This window comes from Streptomyces sp. NPDC001728 (assembly GCF_040297565.1).
Lineage (GTDB): Bacteria > Actinomycetota > Actinomycetes > Streptomycetales > Streptomycetaceae > Streptomyces.
Genome location: NZ_JBEOZK010000008.1, coordinates 132,583 through 149,318 on the forward strand (window position 1 = coordinate 132,583; position 16,736 = coordinate 149,318).

Here is a 16,736-nt window from a genome sequence, read left to right on the forward strand (position 1 = left end):
GGCCGGTGGGCGACGGGACGGTGAACGGCCCGACAAGCTTGGACCAGACCCGTTACCGTTCCGTGATGCTCCCTCGGTCGGCCGTCGGGGGCGATCCAGCGGTGCGGGCGGCTCAGCCCTGCCGTCCCAGGTGGGCGGTGAAGCTGAAGCGGTCACCCCGGTAGAGGGTGCGGACCCGCTCCAGGGGGCGCCCGGCCGTGTCCCGGGAGACGCGGTGGAGCAACAGCATCGGCAGCGCGGGCGGGGTGCCGATGAGCAGGGCCTCGCGGGGGGTCGCGAGGACCGTCTCGATGCGTTCGTCGGCGTCGCCGAAGGAGATGCCGAGGCGGTCGTGGAGATAGGAGTAGAAGGAGGAGTCCGGGTCGAACTCGGTGTCCAGTCGCGGGGCGCGGGCCTCGGAGACGTACGTGCTCTCCAGGCCGACCCGCTCGTCGTCCGCGAGCAGTACCCGCTCCATGTGCCAGACGGGCTCGCCGCGTTCGGCGCCGACCTCGGGGGCGAGCGCCTCCGGGCAGGGGAAGCGGTCGAGCGAGATGAGACTGCGGCCGGGGCGGCGGCCCGCGCGGCGGACGCCCTCGGTGTAGCTGGCGAGCGACAGGGGCTGTTCGAGCTTCGGGCCCGCGACGACCGTGCCCCGGCCCTGGCGCCGCAGCCTGCCCTCCAGGAGGAGTTCGCGCAGCGCCTGCCGGACGGTCTCGCGGGACACCTCGTACCGCACGGCGAGGTCACGCTCGGTGGGCAGCAGCCCGCCCTCCCCCAACTCATCCACCATCAGGGCGAGTTTCGCCTTCACGGCGTAGTACTTGGGCACGCGGCCGTGCTCCGGGATGCCGGAGTTCACGGGGGCGCCGGGAGCGGCGGGTGTGTTCTGGTAGTTCACCGGGGGATGGTCGCAGACGGGGATGAACGGGAAGGTGTACGCGAAGTGACTCAGCGGTGCCGGGCGCGGCGGCCGGTCCGGACGAGGACGGCGCCGAGCAGGACGAGCCCGGCGGCGAGCGGCGCGAGGCGCCGGGCGAGGAGCTGGGCCCGATCCTCCGACGCGCCGCCGGTACGGGCGAGTTCGGGGCGACCGGCGGGGGCCTTGGGGGCGACCGGGACGACCGGGGCGACCGGGGCGACCGGGGCGACCGGGGCGGACTTCTCCCGGCCGCGGGGAGGGGTGGCGGCGGGTGGGCGCGGGGTGGTCCCCGGGGGCCGGGGGGCGACGGATGTGTCGGGTGCGGGGTCCCGGGAGGCGGTGGGGTCGGCGGAGCCGTCGGGACCGGCGGGCCCCACGGTCAGCCGGTAGTCGTCGGACTCGCCGACCCAGTCGCCGTCGGCGCCCCTGCGCTGCACGATCGCCGCGGTCACGACGACCTCGTCGGAGGCGGTCCCCGCACGGAAGGCGAGCCGTACGGGGACGGTGAGCGTACGGCCCGCGGGGACGGCGAAGCCACCGAAGTCGGTGAACACGCCGACGTTCTCCGCCTCTTCGGTCGCCTCGAAGGCCACGGGCCGCCAGAGCGCGGACCCCTCGTCGTAGAACTCGAACCGGATCTGCTCGGGCCGCAGCACCCGGTCGCGGTCGGTGAGGACGAGCACCGGGTGGATGCCGGAGCAGGGAGCGTCGGTGGTGTTGGTGAGGTCGAGCTTCCACTCCTGAGGGGCCCCGCCGGCGGGGTACTCGGCGGGGCCGGCGTGGATCTTGGTGTCGAGGGGGAAGCCGGAGCCCGAGCCAGTGCCGCAGGTGGGGGTGGGAGGGTCGGGGGCGGGGATCGCGGGGGCCGGGACGGCCGGGGCGGGGGTGGGGGAGGCCGTCGAGGGGGTGGACAGGGCGGGGGACGCCACGGCCAGGTGGGCCGTGGCGGTGGCCGCCAGCGCGGCTGCCGTGGTGAGTGCGCGGGCGCCGCGCGGTCGCAGGGGGGCGGATGCCATGGGCCTGACCTTTGCTGCTCGCGGACGTACGGGACGGCCGCGACGCTGCCACGCCGGAAGGGACGGACCGGGGAGCGACACCGGGGGCACCACCCGGACGGACTGGTCGATCCGCCCGATCGGCGTACGTTCTGATGGTCCGATGTTCGGACTTTCGAACGGTGGGGCCTCGGGGCTCGGGCTTCGGGGCTCGGGCTTCGGGGCTCGGGCTTCGGGGCTCGGGCTTCGGGGCTCGGGGCTTCGGGGCTCGGGGCTTCGGGGCTCGGGGCTTCGGCTTCCGGGCTTCCTACTTGCCGAAGACCGGGGCGAGTGTCAGCCAGGCCGCCCCCCGGGCCACCGCGTCGCGCTCCCCCGCGACCGTCACCGGGGCCGTCAGGCCCAGGCCGGCCAGCACCTCCCGTACCCCCGCCTCGAACACCTCCGGCGCGGCGAGCACCACCCGGCCGCCCAGGAGCACCTGGTCGATGTCGAGGAGCCGTACGAGGTTCGCCGCGCCCGCGCCGAGGATCCGCGCGGCCTCGGCGGGTTCGCCGCGCCGGACCGCCGCCAGACAGAGGACCTCCAGGCAGCCGCGCCCGCCGCAGTCGCACGGCGGCCCGTCGAGCTGGACGGTCTGGTGGCCGAGCTCGCCGGCCCCCGTCCTGTCCCCGCGCAGCGGCGCCCCGCCGAGGACGAGGCCCGCGCCCAGCCCCGTACCGAGGTGGACGTACGCGAACGATCCCGCGGCGCCGGGGCGGAGGGCGAGGCCGAGCGCGGCGGCATTGGTGTCCTTGTCGAGGACGACCGGCAGGGCCAGGCGGCGGGCCAGTTCCTCGCGGACGGGGTGCCCCGCCCACTGAGGGAAGCCCGTCACCCGGCCGGGCACGCCAGCGCGGTGGTCCAGGGGGCCGGGCATGGCCACGCCCGCCCCGAGGACGGGCCCGGGGGCTCCGGCCAGGACGCTCCTGACCTCCTCCGTCACCGCGTCCAGGACGGGCCCCACCCCCTCCCCCAGGCCCAGGGGGCGGCGGCGGAGGGTGACGGCGGTGCCCGCGAGGTCGGCGAGGAGGGTGGTCAGCTCGTCGCGGTCGAGGTGGACGCCGACGGCGTACTCCGCGGAGGGGACGAGCCGCAGGACGGTACGGGGCTTGCCGCCGGTCGAGGCCCGGTGGCCGGCCTCCGTGGCGAGGCCCTCCGCGCGCAGCCTCGCCGTGATCTTGCTGACGGCCTGCGGGGTGAGCCCGGTGCGCTCGGCCAGCTCCAGACGGCTGATGCCCGCCGCGCCCGCCGTCCGCAGCAGGTCGAGGACGAGCGCGGCGTTGTGGCTGCGCAGTGCCGGCATGTTGACTCCACCCAGGTCCGTCTTCACCCGTCCATTGTCGCTGCCGCTTGCACTTCAGCAACACCGTTGCTTAAGTGAGGGACATGACTGGCACGGACACGACCGGTACGGGCGCGCGTACGGACCCCTCGGGCACGCGGGCGCCCGGCACCGCCCCCCGCACCCCCCTCCGCGTCGGGCTCGTCGGCTACGGCCTCGCGGGTTCCGTCTTCCACGCCCCGCTGATCGCCGCCTCCGAGGACCTGACCCTCACCGCCGTCACCACCGGCAACCCCGAGCGGGCCGCCGAGGCCCGCGCCGCCCACCCGGGCGTCCGGGTCGTCGCCACCCCCGGGGAACTCTGGGCGGAGGGCGCGCCCGCGCTCGACCTGGTCGTGGTCGCCTCCCCCAACAAGACGCACGTCGCCGTCGCCACGGCCGCCCTGGAGGCAGGCCTCCCCGTCGTCGTCGACAAGCCCCTCGCCGGGACCGCCGCCGAGGCGCGCGGCCTCGCCGCCCTCGCCGAGGAACGGGGCCTGCTGCTCTCCGTCTTCCAGAACCGTCGCTGGGACAACGACTTCCGTACGCTCCGCCGGCTCCTCGACGAGGACGCGCTCGGCGAGGTCCAGCGCTTCGAGTCCCGCTACGAGCGGTGGCGCCCGCGCCCCAAGGGCGGCTGGCGCGAGTCCGGCGCGCCCGAGGAGATCGGCGGTCTCCTGTACGACCTGGGCAGCCATGTCGTCGACCAGGCGCTCGTGCTCTTCGGGCCGGTGGTCTCGGTGTACGCCGAGTCGGACGTACGGCGGCCCGGCGCCGAGGCCGACGACGACACCTTCCTGGCGCTCACCCACGCCGGCGGCGTCCGTTCGCATCTGTACGTGAGCGCCACCACCGCCCAGCTCGGCCCCCGCTTCCGGGTCCTCGGGCAGGGCGCGGGCTTCGTGAAGTACGGGCTCGACCCGCAGGAGGCCGCCCTCCGCGAGGGGCTGCGGCCGGTGCCGGGGGCCGTGTGGGGCGTGGAGCCGGAGGCCCTGTGGGGCCGCCTCGGCGCCGGTGAGTCCCCACTGACCGGCGGCGGAACCCCGGTCGAGTCGCTGCCGGGCGACTACCCGGCGTACTACGCGGCCGTCGCCGCCGCCCTGCGCGGCACGGGCGAGAACCCGGTCACGGCCCACGAGGCCGCCGCCGCGCTCGACGTACTGGAAGCGGCGAGGAGGTCCGCCCGCGAGGGCGTCACGGTGAGGCTCTGACCGGCACCCGACCGGGGCGGGGCGGTCCCGGTCGGGGTCAGGGTCAGGGTCTCGGGGTCGGGACGGTCGCTCAGCTCAGACGCCTCCGCCGCCGGGAGAAGGCCACCAGCGCGCCGCCTCCGAGGGCGAGACCGACGGCGGTGGCGCCCATGACGATCTTCCCGGTGCCCGCGCCGGTCTCGGGGAGCTGGCCGTGCGGGCCGTGGTTGCCGCCGCCGGAGTCGCCGTATCCGCCGTCGTCCCCGTAACCACCGCCGCTCCCACCGCCGCTCCCGCCGGTCGTCCAGCCGCCGGTGGTGTCGTCGGTGGGCATGGGGGTCGGGGTCGGCTCGGTGGGGGTGGGAGTGGGCTCCGTCGGCGTCGGAGTCGGCTCGGTGGGGGTGGGAGTGGGCTCCGTCGGCGTCGGAGTCGGCCCGGTGGGGGTGGGAGTGGGCTCCGTCGGCGTCGGAGTCGGCTCGGTGGGGGTGGGAGTGGGCTCCGTCGGCGTCGGAGTCGGCTCGGGATCCGTGCAGTCGGGCAGGTCGCCGTTGAACGGGTAGGCGTGGATCTCCTGGCCACCGCCGCCGGTGGTCTCCGAGGAGTGCGTCAGGTTCCCGGTGGTGAAGAAGCGGCCGTTCATGCCCGGCATGGTGATCGTCGTCGTGCTGGCCTGGTTGCCGATGAGGACGCTGCCCGCGAACTGGGCCGTGCCCTCGAACTTGACCCGGCTCGCGTCCGGGAAGTTCCACAGCACGCGGTCGCGCAGCCCGTCCGGCAGCCCGGCGATGTACGAGTCGACGACGCGCTCGCCGCCGAGGACGTTGATGAGGACGGTCGCCTCGGCCGGGATCTCGGCGAAGGCGATGCCCTGCTGGCCGCCGCTCGCCGACTCCAGGTCGAAGTCGACGTTGAAGACCTGGAGCGACGAGGTCCCGTCACCCGTGAAGAGGGTCTCGGAGCCGTTGTTGACGGCGGTCCCGGTGGGGGTGCGGGAGGCCCCGTTCACGTACGCGTAGCACCGGCTCGCGTCGGTGAGCTGGTCGCGGAGCGCGGTGTACGGGGCAGCCGCGTCGGCCTGGTGCACCGGGGCGGGCGCCACCGTGCCGGAGAGCGTGCCCCCGTACCGTACGACGCCGCTGACGGAGCCCTCCTCGGCGAGCAGTCGCTGCCCGGAGGCGACCGTCAGGTCCTTGCCGACGGTGAGGAAGTCGGTGCCGTTCTCCGGGGGGACCCGGGAGCCGACGCCCGCGACGCCGACGTTGTAGACGGCCGACACCCCGGCCTTCTTGTTCTGGTCGAAGCCGCCGAGGACGACGACCTTGCCCTCCGCCTCGGCCGCCGCCTCGCGGACGAGGAAGTCGCCGCCCACGAAGATGTTGATGTTGTTGTCGCGGTACACGACATCGCCGTTGCCGATGCCGGGGTAGGGCCCGGTGGGACAGGTGCCGGGCTTGCACGGGCCGAGGCCGCCCGGCAGCGGCTCGGCCCAGCCGCTCCCGGCCAGCGCGCCGACCAGAGCCGTGGCTCCGACCGTGGACGCGGCGATGACGGCGAGACGGCGGCGGTCACGGCGACGGTCATGCGTGTTCTGTTCCATATACGGCAATATGCAAAAACAAGGGCAAAAAAGGCGACGCCCCACGCGGGGCGCCGCCGCATTCGCTTCGGATCGCCGGGATCAGGCGCTCTTGAGCTCCTGGCGCTGGCGGCCGAGGCCGTCGACCTCCAGCTCGACCACGTCGCCGGGCCGCAGGTACGGCTTGGGCTCCGGCTGCCCCATCGCGACACCGGCGGGCGTGCCGGTGTTGATGACGTCCCCGGGGTAGAGGGTCATGAACCGGCTGACGTACCGCACGACCTGGGCGACCGGGAAGATCTGGTCCGAGGTGTGACCGTCCTGCCTGAGCTCGCCGTTGACCCAGAGCCGCAGGCCGAGCGCCTGCGGGTCCGGCACCTCGTCGGCGGTGACCAGCCAGGGCCCGAGCGGGTTGAAGGTCTCGCAGTTCTTGCCCTTGTCCCAGGTGCCACCGCGCTCGATCTGGAACTCGCGCTCGGAGACGTCGTGCGCGACGGCGTACCCGGCGACGTGCGCGAGGGCCTCCTCGTCGGTCTCCAGGTACCGGGCGGTGCGGCCGATGACGATCGCCAGCTCCACCTCCCAGTCCGTCTTCACCGAGCCGCGCGGTACGAGCACGGTGTCGTCGGGCCCGACGACGGTGTCGGCGGCCTTGAGGAAGACGACGGGCTCGGCCGGGGCGGCCTGGCCCGTCTCGGCGGCATGCCCGTGGTAGTTCAGCCCGATGCACACGACCTTGCCGATCCGGCCGACCGGCGGGCCGACGCGCAGCCCGGTGGCGTCGAGCGCGGGCAGCACCCCGGCGCCGGCGGCGGCCCGGACGCGGTCCAGGGCGGAGGCGTCGGCGAGCAGACTGCCGTCGATGTCGTCGACCAGCGCGGACAGGTCGCGGAGCGTTCCGTCCTGGTCGAGCAGGGCGGGACGCTCGGCTCCGGGCGGGCCGACACGCAGCAGCTTCATGGACTTCTCCCTGTGGTCGAGGCGGGCCCGGGAAAGGCCCTGGGGTACCCCGGCCGATGGAGTGCGGCCATCGGAGGATTGGTCGATCCTCCAAGAGAACGGGTCACTCTGCAAGACCCCGTTCACGCACTGGACCCTTACGCGGGAGTAACCAGGGCCGCCCCCGGCATGTCCCGGTAGAGGAAGGCCCGCTCGACGGCGGTCCAGGTGGTGCTGGTGACGATGTAGAGCGCGGCGGCCAGCGGTACGGCCGCGACCGAGATCAGGGTCGCGAAGGAGAGCAGCGGCAGGAACTTGGCCATGCTCGCGGCCACCCCCGCGCCCGGCTGGCCGGGCTCCACCGCGACCGCCACCGGCTGCCGCTTGGCCCGGAGGTAGTTGTACGTGGCGACGGTGGCCACGATCGCGAAGAGCACGAGGTAGACCAGGCCGGCGGGGCCGAAGACCCCGCCGTGGGAGAGGGCGTCGGCGTAGTGGTCGCCGAGCGGGGCGGCGAAGAGGCTGTGCCCGGCCATCCGCCCGCTGGAGAAGAGATGGAACATCAGGAAGAACGCGGGCGCCTGGAGCAGGCTCGGCAGGCAGCCGGCGAGCGGCGAGACCTTCTCCTCGGCATGGAGTTCCATGATCGCCTTCTGGAGGCGATCGGGGTTCTTGGCGTGCTTCTTGCGGAGCGCGGCCAACTGCGGGGCGAGTCGGGTGCGCGCCTTCTGGCCCCGGGCGGCGGCCCGGGAGAGCGGGTGGATCGCGAGCCGGACGAGCAGGGTGAAGAGGATGATCGCGGCGGCCGTGGCGGTGCCGGCGAAGAGCGGCTGGAGCAGGTCGGCGAGCCGCTCGACCAGGGAAGCGAAGACGGACAAGGGGGAGCCCTCCGTGGGGTCTCGTCGTGCCGGGGAGATTCGGGTCTCGGCATGACGGATCCGTGTGAGGGATGTCCGGGGTGATGGGGTGGTGCGGGAGCTCCCTACGCGGCCGTCGGGAGGGGACGGCCGGGAGCACGGGGTCTGCGGCGCCCGGCGGCGTCGGGATCGCGCTGGGGCAGGAAGGCGGTGCGCCGCTCGCGGTCGCGGATGGCGGTGCGGACGGCGGTGGGCGCCGCCGCCGGGGCCGTACGGGCTCCGAAGAGCGCGCACACGACGCCGGTCGCGGCGAGGGCGACGGCGGCGGAGACGCTCGCGCCGTCGGAGAGGAGGAGGTCGGCGACGGCGAGCAGGAAGAACAGCGGCGCGACGATGCGCAGGACCAGGGCCCTGATCGTCATCCCGTCACCCCCTCTCGGCTTTCCGTCCCCTCGACGGTACAGCGTCCGTCCACGCGGGTCTCACGGTGAGAGACGCGCGGGGAGCCCCGGGAGTTCCCGTATCCGGCATGCCGGCCGGGCTCCGCCCGACGTCAGTTCTGCTCCAGCGGGACCAGGAGGCGGCGGGGGTGGAGCAGGGCGCGGCTGACGGGGTCGGCGGGGTCCCGGTCGAGCCCGGATCCCGGCCGCATCTCGACGTCGGCGGGCGGCACGGCGACGCGGCAGGCGGGGCATTCGCCGTAGGGGCCGAGTTCGGTGCCGCAGTCGGCGTGGTGGAAGTGGCGCACGGGTACGGCCCCGGGCACCTCGGCCCTGCCCCAGGCGCCGAGGGAGCGCAGGACCGGCCAGAGGGCGAGGCCGCGCTCGGTGAGCAGGTACTCGTCGCGCGGGGGCGACTCCTGGTAGCGCCGCCGGTCGAGGACGCCGGCCTCGACGAGGGCCTGGAGGCGGGCGGCGAGGACGGCGCGGGGGGCGCCGAGGTGGACGAGGAAGTCGCTGTAGCGCCGGACGCCGTAGAAGGCGTCGCGCACGACGAGCAGGGTCCAGCGCTCCCCGATGACCTCGAGGGCGCGGGCGATGGAGCACTGCTGGTGGGCGTAGTCCTTGCCGAGAGCCATGGGATCCATCGTACCCAATCAAGGTTCATTGAACGAACTCAGCTGGTACGGTAAGTTCGTTCACCGAACCGACCGAGGGGCGGAGGTCCCTGTCATGCCCCAGCCCGCCGCCACCGAGGCCGCCCCGCGGTCACCCGGCCGCGCCGCCCGGCCCCGGGCCGCCCTCGCCGTCACCGCCGCCGCCACCGCCGTCGCGCTGATGAACTACACGGCCCCGATGCTCACGCTCCCCGACATGGCCGCCGCCTTCGCGACCCCGGCCTCGGCCCAGGCCTGGCTGCTCAACGGCACCCCGCTCGGCCTCGCCGTACTCCTCCTCGTGGCCGGCAGCCTCGCCGACGCGCACGGCCGCCGCCGGATCTTCCTCCTCGGCACCCTCACCCTCGGCCTCACCACCGCCCTCGGCGCCCTCGCGGGCTCCACGCTCACCTTCACCGCCGCCCGGATCGCCCAGGGCGCGGCGAGCGCGGCGGTCCTCGCGGGCAGCCTGGGCCTGCTCGCCCACGCGTACCCGGCGGGCCGGGACAGGATCAGGGCGACGGGCATCTGGGGGGCCTCGGTCAGCGGCGGCATCGCACTCGGCCCCCTGCTCGCGGGCGCGCTGAGCCTGGCGGACTGGCGGCTGGCGTACGGGGTGCTGGGCGCGGCGGCACTGACGACGGCAGCGGTGGGGGCGCGGACCCTGACCGCCGACGAACCGGCACCCGAGCGGTCGCGCTCGCGCCCCGACATCACCGGAGCGGTCGCCCTCGGTCTCGCCCTGGCCGCCCTGCTCACCGCCCTCACCCTCGGCAGGGACGGCTGGCTGCGGGCCCCGGTGGGCCTCCTGCTCCTGGGATCGGCCGCCCTGACGGCGCTCTTCGTGGTGGTCGAGCACCGGAGCCGGGCGCCCATGGTCGACCTGGCCCTGCTGCGCAGGCCCGCGTTCCTGGCGTCGACGCTGGGGGCGCTGTTCACGGGCCTGGCGGTGATCGGGCTGTTCAGCGTGGTGCCCGCGCTGCTCCAGGGTGGGGCCGGGATGTCGCCGCTCGGCGCGGCGTCGCTGTTCCTGCTCTGGTCGGGCACCGCGTTCATGGCGGCGCTCCAGGCCCGCCGCCTCGCGGGCCGGCTCTCCGCCGCGTACCAGCTGGCGCTGGGCTTCGCCCTGTCGGCGGCGGGGGTCCTCGCCCTGCTCGGCGGGCTCGAAGGCCCCTGGCCCCGCCTGCTCCCCGGGCTCGTGGTGGCGGGCGTGGGCAGCGGCCTCCTGAACGCCGCGCTCCCCCGGCTCGCGGTCGACTCCGTACCGCCGGAGCGGGCGGCGATGGGCTCGGGCGCCAACAACACCGCCCGCTACATCGGCTCCTCGGCCGGGGTGGCCCTGACACTGGCCCTGGTGCCGGCGGGCCCGGACACGGCGCTCCTGGTCTCGGCGGGACTGGCGCTCACGGGCGCGGCGCTCACGCTCGTACTGGGCGGATGGCGGCGCGAGGGGTGAGGGGCACGGCCGGCGCCTGATCACCCGGTCGAGACCACGGGGCGGGGGAGGGCTCCGGCCACGGGGCGGGGGGCTCCGGCCACGGGGCAGGGGAGGGCTCCGGCCACGGACCCTGCTACCGGACGAGCTTCGCCCAGACGACGAGCCGGTAGGTGCTGCTGAACTCGGGCGTACAGGTGGTGAGGGTGAGATAGGCGCCGGGGGCGTCGTACCCGTACGAGGGCTTGACGAGGGACCGGGGCACGGGCCGGATGACGCCCACGTCGCGGGGAGCGGTCTGCCGCAGGATCTGGTCGACGCGGTAGACGTACGTACGCGCGCGCGTGCGTACGGATATCTCGTCCCCCTCCTCCAGCCGGTTGATGTACCGGAAGGGTTCGCCATGGGTGTTCCGGTGCCCGGCGAGCGCGAAGTTCCCGACGCGCCCGGCGTCGCCGGTGCCCGAGTAGTGCCCGACGTACCCCTTGTCGAGGACGGAACGCTTGGAGACGCCGTGGGCGACGGGAACGGTGAGACCGAGCCGGGGGATACGGAGGACGGCGAAGGCGTCGGAGCGGGAGGTGCCGGGAGGGGCGGGCCGGCCGCCGGATCCGGCGGAGGCGCCTGCCGACGGACCGTCCGGACGGCCGTCGGCGACCGAGTCCTCGTCGGCCGGATCCGCACCAGGTGTCGGCGCGCCGACGGTCGGATCTCCCAGGGTCTGCTCGGGCAGCGGCACGGCCCACTCCTGCTCCAGGGCGCGCACCTGGTCGAGGGCCTCGGCGCGGGCCTCCAGATTGGTCCACCAGAGCTGATGGACGACGAGGAGCAGGACGAGAACCCCACAGGTGACGACGGTCTCGGCGCACACGAACAGCACGCGGGCACCCGAACGGCGCCGTCCTCGCGACTGGACGACGACCGGTATCCGCTGCCCCACCCTGGCCCGCACGCGGGGCACGATATGCGCTGGGGCGCCAACTCTCCAGGCCCGTACAGCAGTACGGTGGAGAGCATGCGCCCCGACACGCCTGCCGCCCACACCACCGAAGCCGAGCGCCTGCTGCGCACCGCCGGGCAGTACCCCGGGGACAGGGAAGCCCTGTCCCTGCGGGCCGCGGCCCACCTGGAACTGGCGGGCGACCGCCCCGCGGCGACGGCCCTCTACGACGCCCTGCTGTCCGGCACGCCGGCGAACCCGCTCCTGATCAGGGCGCTGAAGGCGGCGAACCTGTGGGAGTACGGCCATGAGGCCGAGGCCCGCGCGATCATCGACGGGGTACGGCGGGCCAGGCCGACGGACGCGCTGCCGTGGGAGATCACGGCGGAGACGCTGGAGGCCCACGACGAGCTGGAGGCGGCGGAGTCGACCCTGACGGAGGCGGCGACGCTGCTTGCCGGCTCGGCGGAACTCCCGCACGCGACGCAGTCCCTGTTGATGACCCGGCACCGGGTCCGCAGAATGCTGGCGCTCGCGCACGACGCCTGGGACGAGCTGGCGGACCGGCTGCACACGGCGGCGGTGCCCCTGGACGAACTCCACGACCCGAAGCGCCTGTGGTCACTGGGCTCCTCGGACCCGGCGGAACTCCAGGCGGAGATCGCCCGCCTCCGCTCGGAACTGGGCACGTACCGCACGGCCCTCTCCCGCCCGTTCCCGGTGGCGGTCCTCCACTGGCCCGAACGCGAACTGGACGAGCTGCTGGCGGCGTACCCGGAACTGGAAGCCGAATACCCCACGTACACGGCCCACCTCACGGACCTGGAAGCCTCCCTCCGAGAACTCGCCCAGGCAGGCACCCCGAACCTGGGCATCGTGAAAGCCACGGTCCCCTCCTACGAAGCCTTCGCAGCCTCAGAATCCACCCACCCGTCCCACCCGGACCTCCTCCCCCAGTACGCGACAACCCTGGCGGCCCGCGGCCGAGCGACGGCGTGGCCGCCGGGGTGGGGGGCGGAGTGCTGGTGCGGGGGTGCGCGGAGTTATGGGGGGTGTCACGGGGGTTCGGAGCAGTCGTAGCGACAACCGCAGAAACGTCTGACCTGACAGAAATCAAGCAGCCCGGGAACTCGGCCCGTGTCCCAGAAGTCACCAGAGGCGCGAGACCGCCCCCAATCTCCTAGGAGGAAACCGAGTTGCCCCTGTTTGACTTGCCCCACCCCGTTCGCGACGACGACTCCGAAATGGCGTCAGTTCAGCAGTATTGGTTGTCTGTAGACCCTGCGGGGAAGCGCTTCGGAAGAGTCCTGCGCGACACCATCGACCAACTGCTCGACGGGGAACACACAGGCCGCTTCGACTGGAACGGACTACACAAGACCGAGAAGACGCACGCTGGAACATTGATCGAGATCAACCTGCTTCGCGAGTTTGAGCTCAACAGCGGCCTTGACATGGACTACCTGATTCGAGGCATCGAGGTCGACTGCAAATTTTCGCAAACTCCTTACGGCTGGATGATCCCGCCGGAGGCTCTGGACGAAATCTGCCTGGTCGTCTGGGCCGACGACTGGCAGAAGAAGTGGAGTGCGGGCTTGCTACGCGCAAACCGCACCAAGCTCACCACCAGCGGAAACGTCACGAAGAAGGGGAACCGCGACGGAAAGTTCCGTCTGACCAAGCAGGACTGGAATCTCGTCCACTGGCTCTGGCGCGAGCAGCCACTCGAAGAAAACCTGCTACTCCATCTCGACAAGGACACACAAGCTGCCATCCTCACTGCAGGAGCGGGATCGAAGCGCAGTCCTGGGCAAGCCAAGGTCAACGAACTATTCCGTCGTGTGCAGAAGCGTCGCGTGAACCGCACCGTAGTCAGAACGCTTGCGCAGCAGAAGGACTACATGAAGCGGGTGCGGTACAACGGAGGCGCCCGCGAGAAACTGCGAAACGAAGGCATCCTGATCTGCGGCGACTACCCCAACCACCAGGTCGTGGCCAAGACCCTGGGCCTGCCCATACCTCAGGAGGGCGAGAGCGTCAGCATCCGTGTAGTGGAAGCCAAGCCACATCACGCATGCCGCCCGCGTGTACTCCTTGAAGGCCGCTACTGGGTGGAGGCCTCTCCGGAGGATGCCCGCGAACGGGCACCGCTGCTTCCAGAGACGAAGAAGGTCCGCTCGTCGGAGGACTAGCCTCTTGCATGGGAGGCGGTAATGGTGGAGACATCCGAGTCATGGAGGCCGCCGAAAGGTTCATGGGCCTCCTCAGAGGCTCGCCGACGGAACATGCAGGCGATCCGCAGCCGGGACACCAAGCCGGAACAGCAGGTCCGCCGGCTCCTGCACGCTCGGGGATTGCGGTATCGCGTCGCCGCGAAGCCGCTGCCCGACCTCCGCCGGACGGCAGACATCGTCTTCCGGCCGGTGAAGCTGGCCGTCTTCATCGATGGCTGTTACTGGCACGGCTGCCCCGAACACTATGTGGCACCCAAGACCAACCCCGGCTACTGGTCCGACAAGGTAGCCCGGAATATGGCTCGTGACCGGGATACAGATCAGCGTCTAAAGGAAGCGGGCTGGATGGTCCTCCGCTTCTGGGAACACGAACCTTCGGAGGAGTGCGCCACACATATCGCGGCGGAGGTGGAAAAGCACCGTGCCCTTGCGCGAGGCAAGGGCACGGTGCAAGGCGATGGAACCGCCTGATCAGGAGCTCTGAGCGTCCCGCTCGCGGGCGGCCTTCAGAACATCCATGATCGAACGGCCGACTGCCTCAGCGACCGGCGGCGGGAACGCGTTTCCGACCTGTCGGTACTGAGCCGTCTTGCCGCCATCAAAGATCCAGTCCTTCGGGAAGCCCTGGATAATCGCCGCTTGCTCAACAGTCAGCATCGGACCGTCGGGGCCGAAGAGGTCGCGGTCCTCAGACCCCTTCTTCTCGCACGTCTCGATGTCGTTGGCCACACCCAGGCCTGAGACACCCAGCTGCTTCCAGGCAGCCTTGGCCCTACTCGGACCGAGATCAGCGCCGCCGTGCTTCTTCGAGCCACCAACGAGCGTGGGGGCAATTCCGGCGCTACCCTTGGCCTTCAGTTCCTCGTGGCGTTCTGTGGCGCGGGTTTGCCACCGCGCGAGGGCCGCACGCGCTTCCCGATCGCGCGGCCCGTTGTAGTACGCCTCGTACCGCGCCTGCATCGTCTTCCCGAGAGCCTCGGCGACGCTCACGGCCTCCTCGTACGTCGACGTCGGCCACTCGTACTTCACGTCCTTGAGAACGTCGTTACGGATCGCGACGAGAATCGCCCGGGGCCGGAGCTGCGGAACACCGAACTTACTAGCCTCCAGGAGACCCCAATGGCAGACGGTGTACTTGCCCTTCGGTAGCGTGACGGGGGTGCCGTCTTCCTCTCGGTACGTGCCTCCCTCCAGCTTGGCCGTGATGTAGTCCCGGTAGTCCGTGAACTTCGGGTCAAGGATCCCGCGCACGTTCTCGATCATCACCGCGCGGGGCTTCAGCTGCGCAACGAGATCGAGCATCCGCGGAAAGAGGTCACGCTCGTCGGACTTGCCGAGCTGTTTGCCTGCATGGGAGAAGGGCGGGCACGGCACACCACCAGCCAAGAGATCCAGCTCCTCAGGCTCAAGGAGCCTCCCGGCCCACTTCACTTGCTCCAACGGCTTGAAGTCGTTCACGTCCGCGTGTCGGAGGTCACACTGCCGCTTCTCCCATGCCCAGTCCGCGCGCGTGTCGATGTTCCGCCGCAGCGTCTCCGCCGCATGCTTGTCGATCTCCACGAGCGCAAGGTGCCTGAACCCGGCGGCGTGCAGCCCAATGGCCTGCCCGCCGGCTCCAGCGCAGATCTCGATAGAAGTGAACTCCGCCTCAGTGCTGGTCATGCACCCTCCTTTGACCACGTGCCTCGCTGACGCCTTGTCCGCCAGTCATTACAGAGAGTGACAGGCCCCACTGACAGTGCCTCCCAAGTGTGCGCCATGCCGAAGCATCCCCAATCACTCCACGCCAAGGGGGAACACTTGTACGATCGACGGCATGGGGCAAATCTCGTGGGTGAGGGACGAACTGCTGCTTGCATGCGCGCTCGTCATGGAAAACGACTGGCATGAGTTGCGGCAGAACGACTTGCGCGTCCTGGAGCTCTCCGACTTGCTCCGATCGCTCCCCCTGCACGGCAACGCCGCTGCCGACTCCCGGTTCCGGTCGCAGAACAGCGTCAGCCGCAAAACGACAGACATCGCCACCGCCCACCCCGATCATGCGGGGGGCACGACCAAGGGTGGGCGCCCCACCCAAAGAGTCGTCGCGGACTTCCTGGCGGACCCCCAGCGGATGCTGGCTGCCGCTCGCGCCCTGCGCGCAGGGATCGCCAGTGGCGAGCTGCATGACACCCCCGTCCAACCAGACGAGGTAGACGAGGACGGAAAGACGAGCGCCCGCGAGGGGCGTCTGCTGGTTCGCCTGGCCCTTCACCGCGAGCGCGACCGCGGCCTCCGCAACCGCAAGATTCAGCAAGTCCGAAAGCTGAACGGGCCCATTCAGTGCGAGGCATGCAGGTTCGACTTCGGCGCCACCTACGGACCACTCGGCGCCGACTACATCGAAGTGCACCACGTCACACCTCTTCACGTCTCCGGCCCTAGCGAGACCCGACTGGAGGATCTCGCGCTCCTGTGCGCGAACTGCCATCGCATGTGCCACAGGAACTACGCAGGGGAAGCCTGGCGCACACCCGACGACCTCCGCGAGAAAATGCGCGCAGCGGCCCGTCACGCAGCTTCACCGGCCTCGTAGAGCTGCTGCGCGCGGCAGAGCGCCTCGTCGGGGTCACTGCCCTGGAGCGCGAACCACGCGAGGAGGTCTGCGATCAGCGTGACGGCAACTTCCTGGTTCACCCTGGAGCGCGAGGCCTGAAGCGGCACCCTCACCCCGAGAATCTCCGGGTAGCCATGGAGAACCTTGTACGCGCGCTGAGCTCGCGCACACAAGGTGTCAGCAACCACCGACACCTCACACCAGACAGCCTTACCCGTCCCCGTAAGCAGTGTGCCCCAGTCGACCGACATCGACGCCACAAGATGCAGCCCTCGGCCGCACTCCTGCTCGCAATCGACCACGCCATCTTGCTTCGGCACCACCGGGCTCTTGTCATGCAGCTCAACCCTGAGGCGACTCCCGCGCGGTTCGAGTACGAGGGCCGCTGACGCGCCTTCGCCCACGTGCTTCATGACGTTCGTCGCGAGCTCCGTCACGACCAGCTCGACCTCTTCGGCTGCACTCAGAACGCCCCACTGCCCCAGAGCCGAGCGGACAGCGCTGCGTAGCAGCCTGAATTCACTAGGCACCGCTTCGAACGGCAAGACGCAGCGAAGCGCCCCTCCACCGTCTCCCATGAAAGCCACGACGGGACTCCCCTTCCTCTGACCACTCCA

At 71.8% G+C, this 16,736-nt stretch carries 17 protein-coding genes; 6 read left to right on the plus strand and 11 right to left on the minus strand.

From position 1 onward, the window contains the following. Window positions 1–112 precede the first annotated feature (112 nt). From ABT154_RS14785 to ABT154_RS14795, 3 genes are all read right to left on the minus strand, one after another. Window positions 113–880, minus strand: coding sequence for a GntR family transcriptional regulator (locus tag ABT154_RS14785; RefSeq protein WP_351857085.1), 768 nt, complete (start codon window positions 878–880; stop codon window positions 113–115). 50 nt (window positions 881–930) lie between these two features. Then, the gene (locus ABT154_RS14790) at window positions 931–1,917 is read right to left on the minus strand and encodes a hypothetical protein (protein WP_351857087.1); all 987 of its coding nucleotides are present in this window, start codon (window positions 1,915–1,917) and stop codon (window positions 931–933) included. 286 nt (window positions 1,918–2,203) lie between these two features. After that, window positions 2,204–3,238: an ROK family transcriptional regulator gene (locus ABT154_RS14795; protein WP_351857311.1), complete on the minus strand. Its 1,035-nt coding sequence runs from the start codon at window positions 3,236–3,238 to the stop codon at window positions 2,204–2,206. Window positions 3,239–3,321: 83 nt separating this feature from the next. Between ABT154_RS14795 and ABT154_RS14800 the strand changes: the two genes are divergently transcribed. Then, window positions 3,322–4,467, plus strand: coding sequence for a Gfo/Idh/MocA family protein (locus tag ABT154_RS14800; protein WP_351857089.1), 1,146 nt, complete (start codon window positions 3,322–3,324; stop codon window positions 4,465–4,467). 70 nt (window positions 4,468–4,537) lie between these two features. Here ABT154_RS14800 and ABT154_RS14805 read toward each other — a convergent pair whose 3' ends face one another. From ABT154_RS14805 to ABT154_RS14825, 5 genes are all read right to left on the minus strand, one after another. Then, window positions 4,538–6,043 carry a choice-of-anchor A family protein gene (locus tag ABT154_RS14805; protein ID WP_351857091.1) on the minus strand — a complete coding sequence of 502 codons (1,506 nt, stop codon included), beginning with the start codon at window positions 6,041–6,043 and terminating at the stop codon, window positions 4,538–4,540. Window positions 6,044–6,124: 81 nt separating this feature from the next. Beyond that, window positions 6,125–6,982, minus strand: a complete 858-nt coding sequence (locus ABT154_RS14810) for a fumarylacetoacetate hydrolase family protein (RefSeq protein WP_351857092.1) — start codon at window positions 6,980–6,982, stop codon at window positions 6,125–6,127. Window positions 6,983–7,119: 137 nt separating this feature from the next. After that, window positions 7,120–7,839 carry a YidC/Oxa1 family membrane protein insertase gene (locus ABT154_RS14815; protein WP_351857094.1) on the minus strand — a complete coding sequence of 240 codons (720 nt, stop codon included), beginning with the start codon at window positions 7,837–7,839 and terminating at the stop codon, window positions 7,120–7,122. 104 nt (window positions 7,840–7,943) lie between these two features. Next, window positions 7,944–8,240 carry a DUF6412 domain-containing protein gene (locus ABT154_RS14820; protein WP_351857096.1) on the minus strand — a complete coding sequence of 99 codons (297 nt, stop codon included), beginning with the start codon at window positions 8,238–8,240 and terminating at the stop codon, window positions 7,944–7,946. A gap of 131 nt (window positions 8,241–8,371) precedes the next feature. Beyond that, window positions 8,372–8,905 (minus strand): winged helix-turn-helix transcriptional regulator, encoded by a 534-nt coding sequence (locus ABT154_RS14825; RefSeq protein WP_351857098.1) that lies wholly within the window; start codon window positions 8,903–8,905, stop codon window positions 8,372–8,374. Between the two features lie 85 nt (window positions 8,906–8,990). On the opposite strand from ABT154_RS14825, the gene ABT154_RS14830 reads away from it, so the two are divergent. Further along, window positions 8,991–10,370, plus strand: coding sequence for an MFS transporter (locus ABT154_RS14830; protein WP_351857100.1), 1,380 nt, complete (start codon window positions 8,991–8,993; stop codon window positions 10,368–10,370). A 115-nt stretch (window positions 10,371–10,485) separates the two neighbouring features. On the opposite strand, the gene ABT154_RS14835 is transcribed toward ABT154_RS14830, so the two are convergent. Continuing rightward, on the minus strand, window positions 10,486–11,301 hold the full coding sequence (locus ABT154_RS14835) for a class E sortase (protein ID WP_351857101.1): 816 nt from the start codon (window positions 11,299–11,301) through the stop codon (window positions 10,486–10,488). 63 nt (window positions 11,302–11,364) lie between these two features. Between ABT154_RS14835 and ABT154_RS14840 the strand changes: the two genes are divergently transcribed. From ABT154_RS14840 to ABT154_RS14850, 3 genes are all read left to right on the plus strand, one after another. Continuing rightward, the gene (locus tag ABT154_RS14840; RefSeq protein WP_351857103.1) at window positions 11,365–12,369 is read left to right on the plus strand and encodes a hypothetical protein; all 1,005 of its coding nucleotides are present in this window, start codon (window positions 11,365–11,367) and stop codon (window positions 12,367–12,369) included. A 116-nt stretch (window positions 12,370–12,485) separates the two neighbouring features. Next, a complete protein-coding gene (locus ABT154_RS14845; protein ID WP_351857105.1) occupies window positions 12,486–13,481 on the plus strand; it encodes a NaeI family type II restriction endonuclease in 996 nt (331 codons plus the stop codon). Between the two features lie 21 nt (window positions 13,482–13,502). Further along, window positions 13,503–13,994 (plus strand): very short patch repair endonuclease, encoded by a 492-nt coding sequence (locus ABT154_RS14850; protein ID WP_351857107.1) that lies wholly within the window; start codon window positions 13,503–13,505, stop codon window positions 13,992–13,994. On the opposite strand, the gene ABT154_RS14855 is transcribed toward ABT154_RS14850, so the two are convergent. Beyond that, complete coding sequence (locus tag ABT154_RS14855) at window positions 13,995–15,185, minus strand: DNA cytosine methyltransferase (protein WP_351857109.1); 1,191 nt, start codon at window positions 15,183–15,185, stop codon at window positions 13,995–13,997. A gap of 154 nt (window positions 15,186–15,339) precedes the next feature. Here ABT154_RS14855 and ABT154_RS14860 point away from each other — a divergent pair, with 154 nt between their 5' ends. Further along, window positions 15,340–16,098, plus strand: coding sequence for an HNH endonuclease (locus ABT154_RS14860; RefSeq protein WP_351857111.1), 759 nt, complete (start codon window positions 15,340–15,342; stop codon window positions 16,096–16,098). Here ABT154_RS14860 and ABT154_RS14865 read toward each other — a convergent pair. Beyond that, window positions 16,074–16,697, minus strand: a complete 624-nt coding sequence (locus ABT154_RS14865; RefSeq protein ID WP_351857313.1) for an ATP-binding protein — start codon at window positions 16,695–16,697, stop codon at window positions 16,074–16,076. The two genes, ABT154_RS14860 and ABT154_RS14865, sit on opposite strands and share 25 nt — an antisense overlap. Window positions 16,698–16,736 lie beyond the last annotated feature (39 nt).

Coding starts and splice junctions, on each gene's coding strand:
- ABT154_RS14790 (WP_351857087.1), bottom strand. CDS start 1,917: ATGGCATCCGCCCCCCTGCGACCGCGCGGCGCCCGCGCACTCACCACG.
- ABT154_RS14795 (WP_351857311.1), bottom strand. CDS start 3,238: ATGCCGGCACTGCGCAGCCACAACGCCGCGCTCGTCCTCGACCTGCTG.
- ABT154_RS14800 (WP_351857089.1), top strand. CDS start 3,322: ATGACTGGCACGGACACGACCGGTACGGGCGCGCGTACGGACCCCTCG.
- ABT154_RS14805 (WP_351857091.1), bottom strand. CDS start 6,043: ATGGAACAGAACACGCATGACCGTCGCCGTGACCGCCGCCGTCTCGCC.
- ABT154_RS14810 (WP_351857092.1), bottom strand. CDS start 6,982: ATGAAGCTGCTGCGTGTCGGCCCGCCCGGAGCCGAGCGTCCCGCCCTG.
- ABT154_RS14820 (WP_351857096.1), bottom strand. CDS start 8,240: ATGACGATCAGGGCCCTGGTCCTGCGCATCGTCGCGCCGCTGTTCTTC.
- ABT154_RS14825 (WP_351857098.1), bottom strand. CDS start 8,905: ATGGATCCCATGGCTCTCGGCAAGGACTACGCCCACCAGCAGTGCTCC.
- ABT154_RS14830 (WP_351857100.1), top strand. CDS start 8,991: ATGCCCCAGCCCGCCGCCACCGAGGCCGCCCCGCGGTCACCCGGCCGC.
- ABT154_RS14840 (WP_351857103.1), top strand. CDS start 11,365: ATGCGCCCCGACACGCCTGCCGCCCACACCACCGAAGCCGAGCGCCTG.
- ABT154_RS14850 (WP_351857107.1), top strand. CDS start 13,503: ATGGTGGAGACATCCGAGTCATGGAGGCCGCCGAAAGGTTCATGGGCC.
- ABT154_RS14855 (WP_351857109.1), bottom strand. CDS start 15,185: ATGACCAGCACTGAGGCGGAGTTCACTTCTATCGAGATCTGCGCTGGA.
- ABT154_RS14860 (WP_351857111.1), top strand. CDS start 15,340: ATGGGGCAAATCTCGTGGGTGAGGGACGAACTGCTGCTTGCATGCGCG.
- ABT154_RS14865 (WP_351857313.1), bottom strand. CDS start 16,697: ATGGGAGACGGTGGAGGGGCGCTTCGCTGCGTCTTGCCGTTCGAAGCG.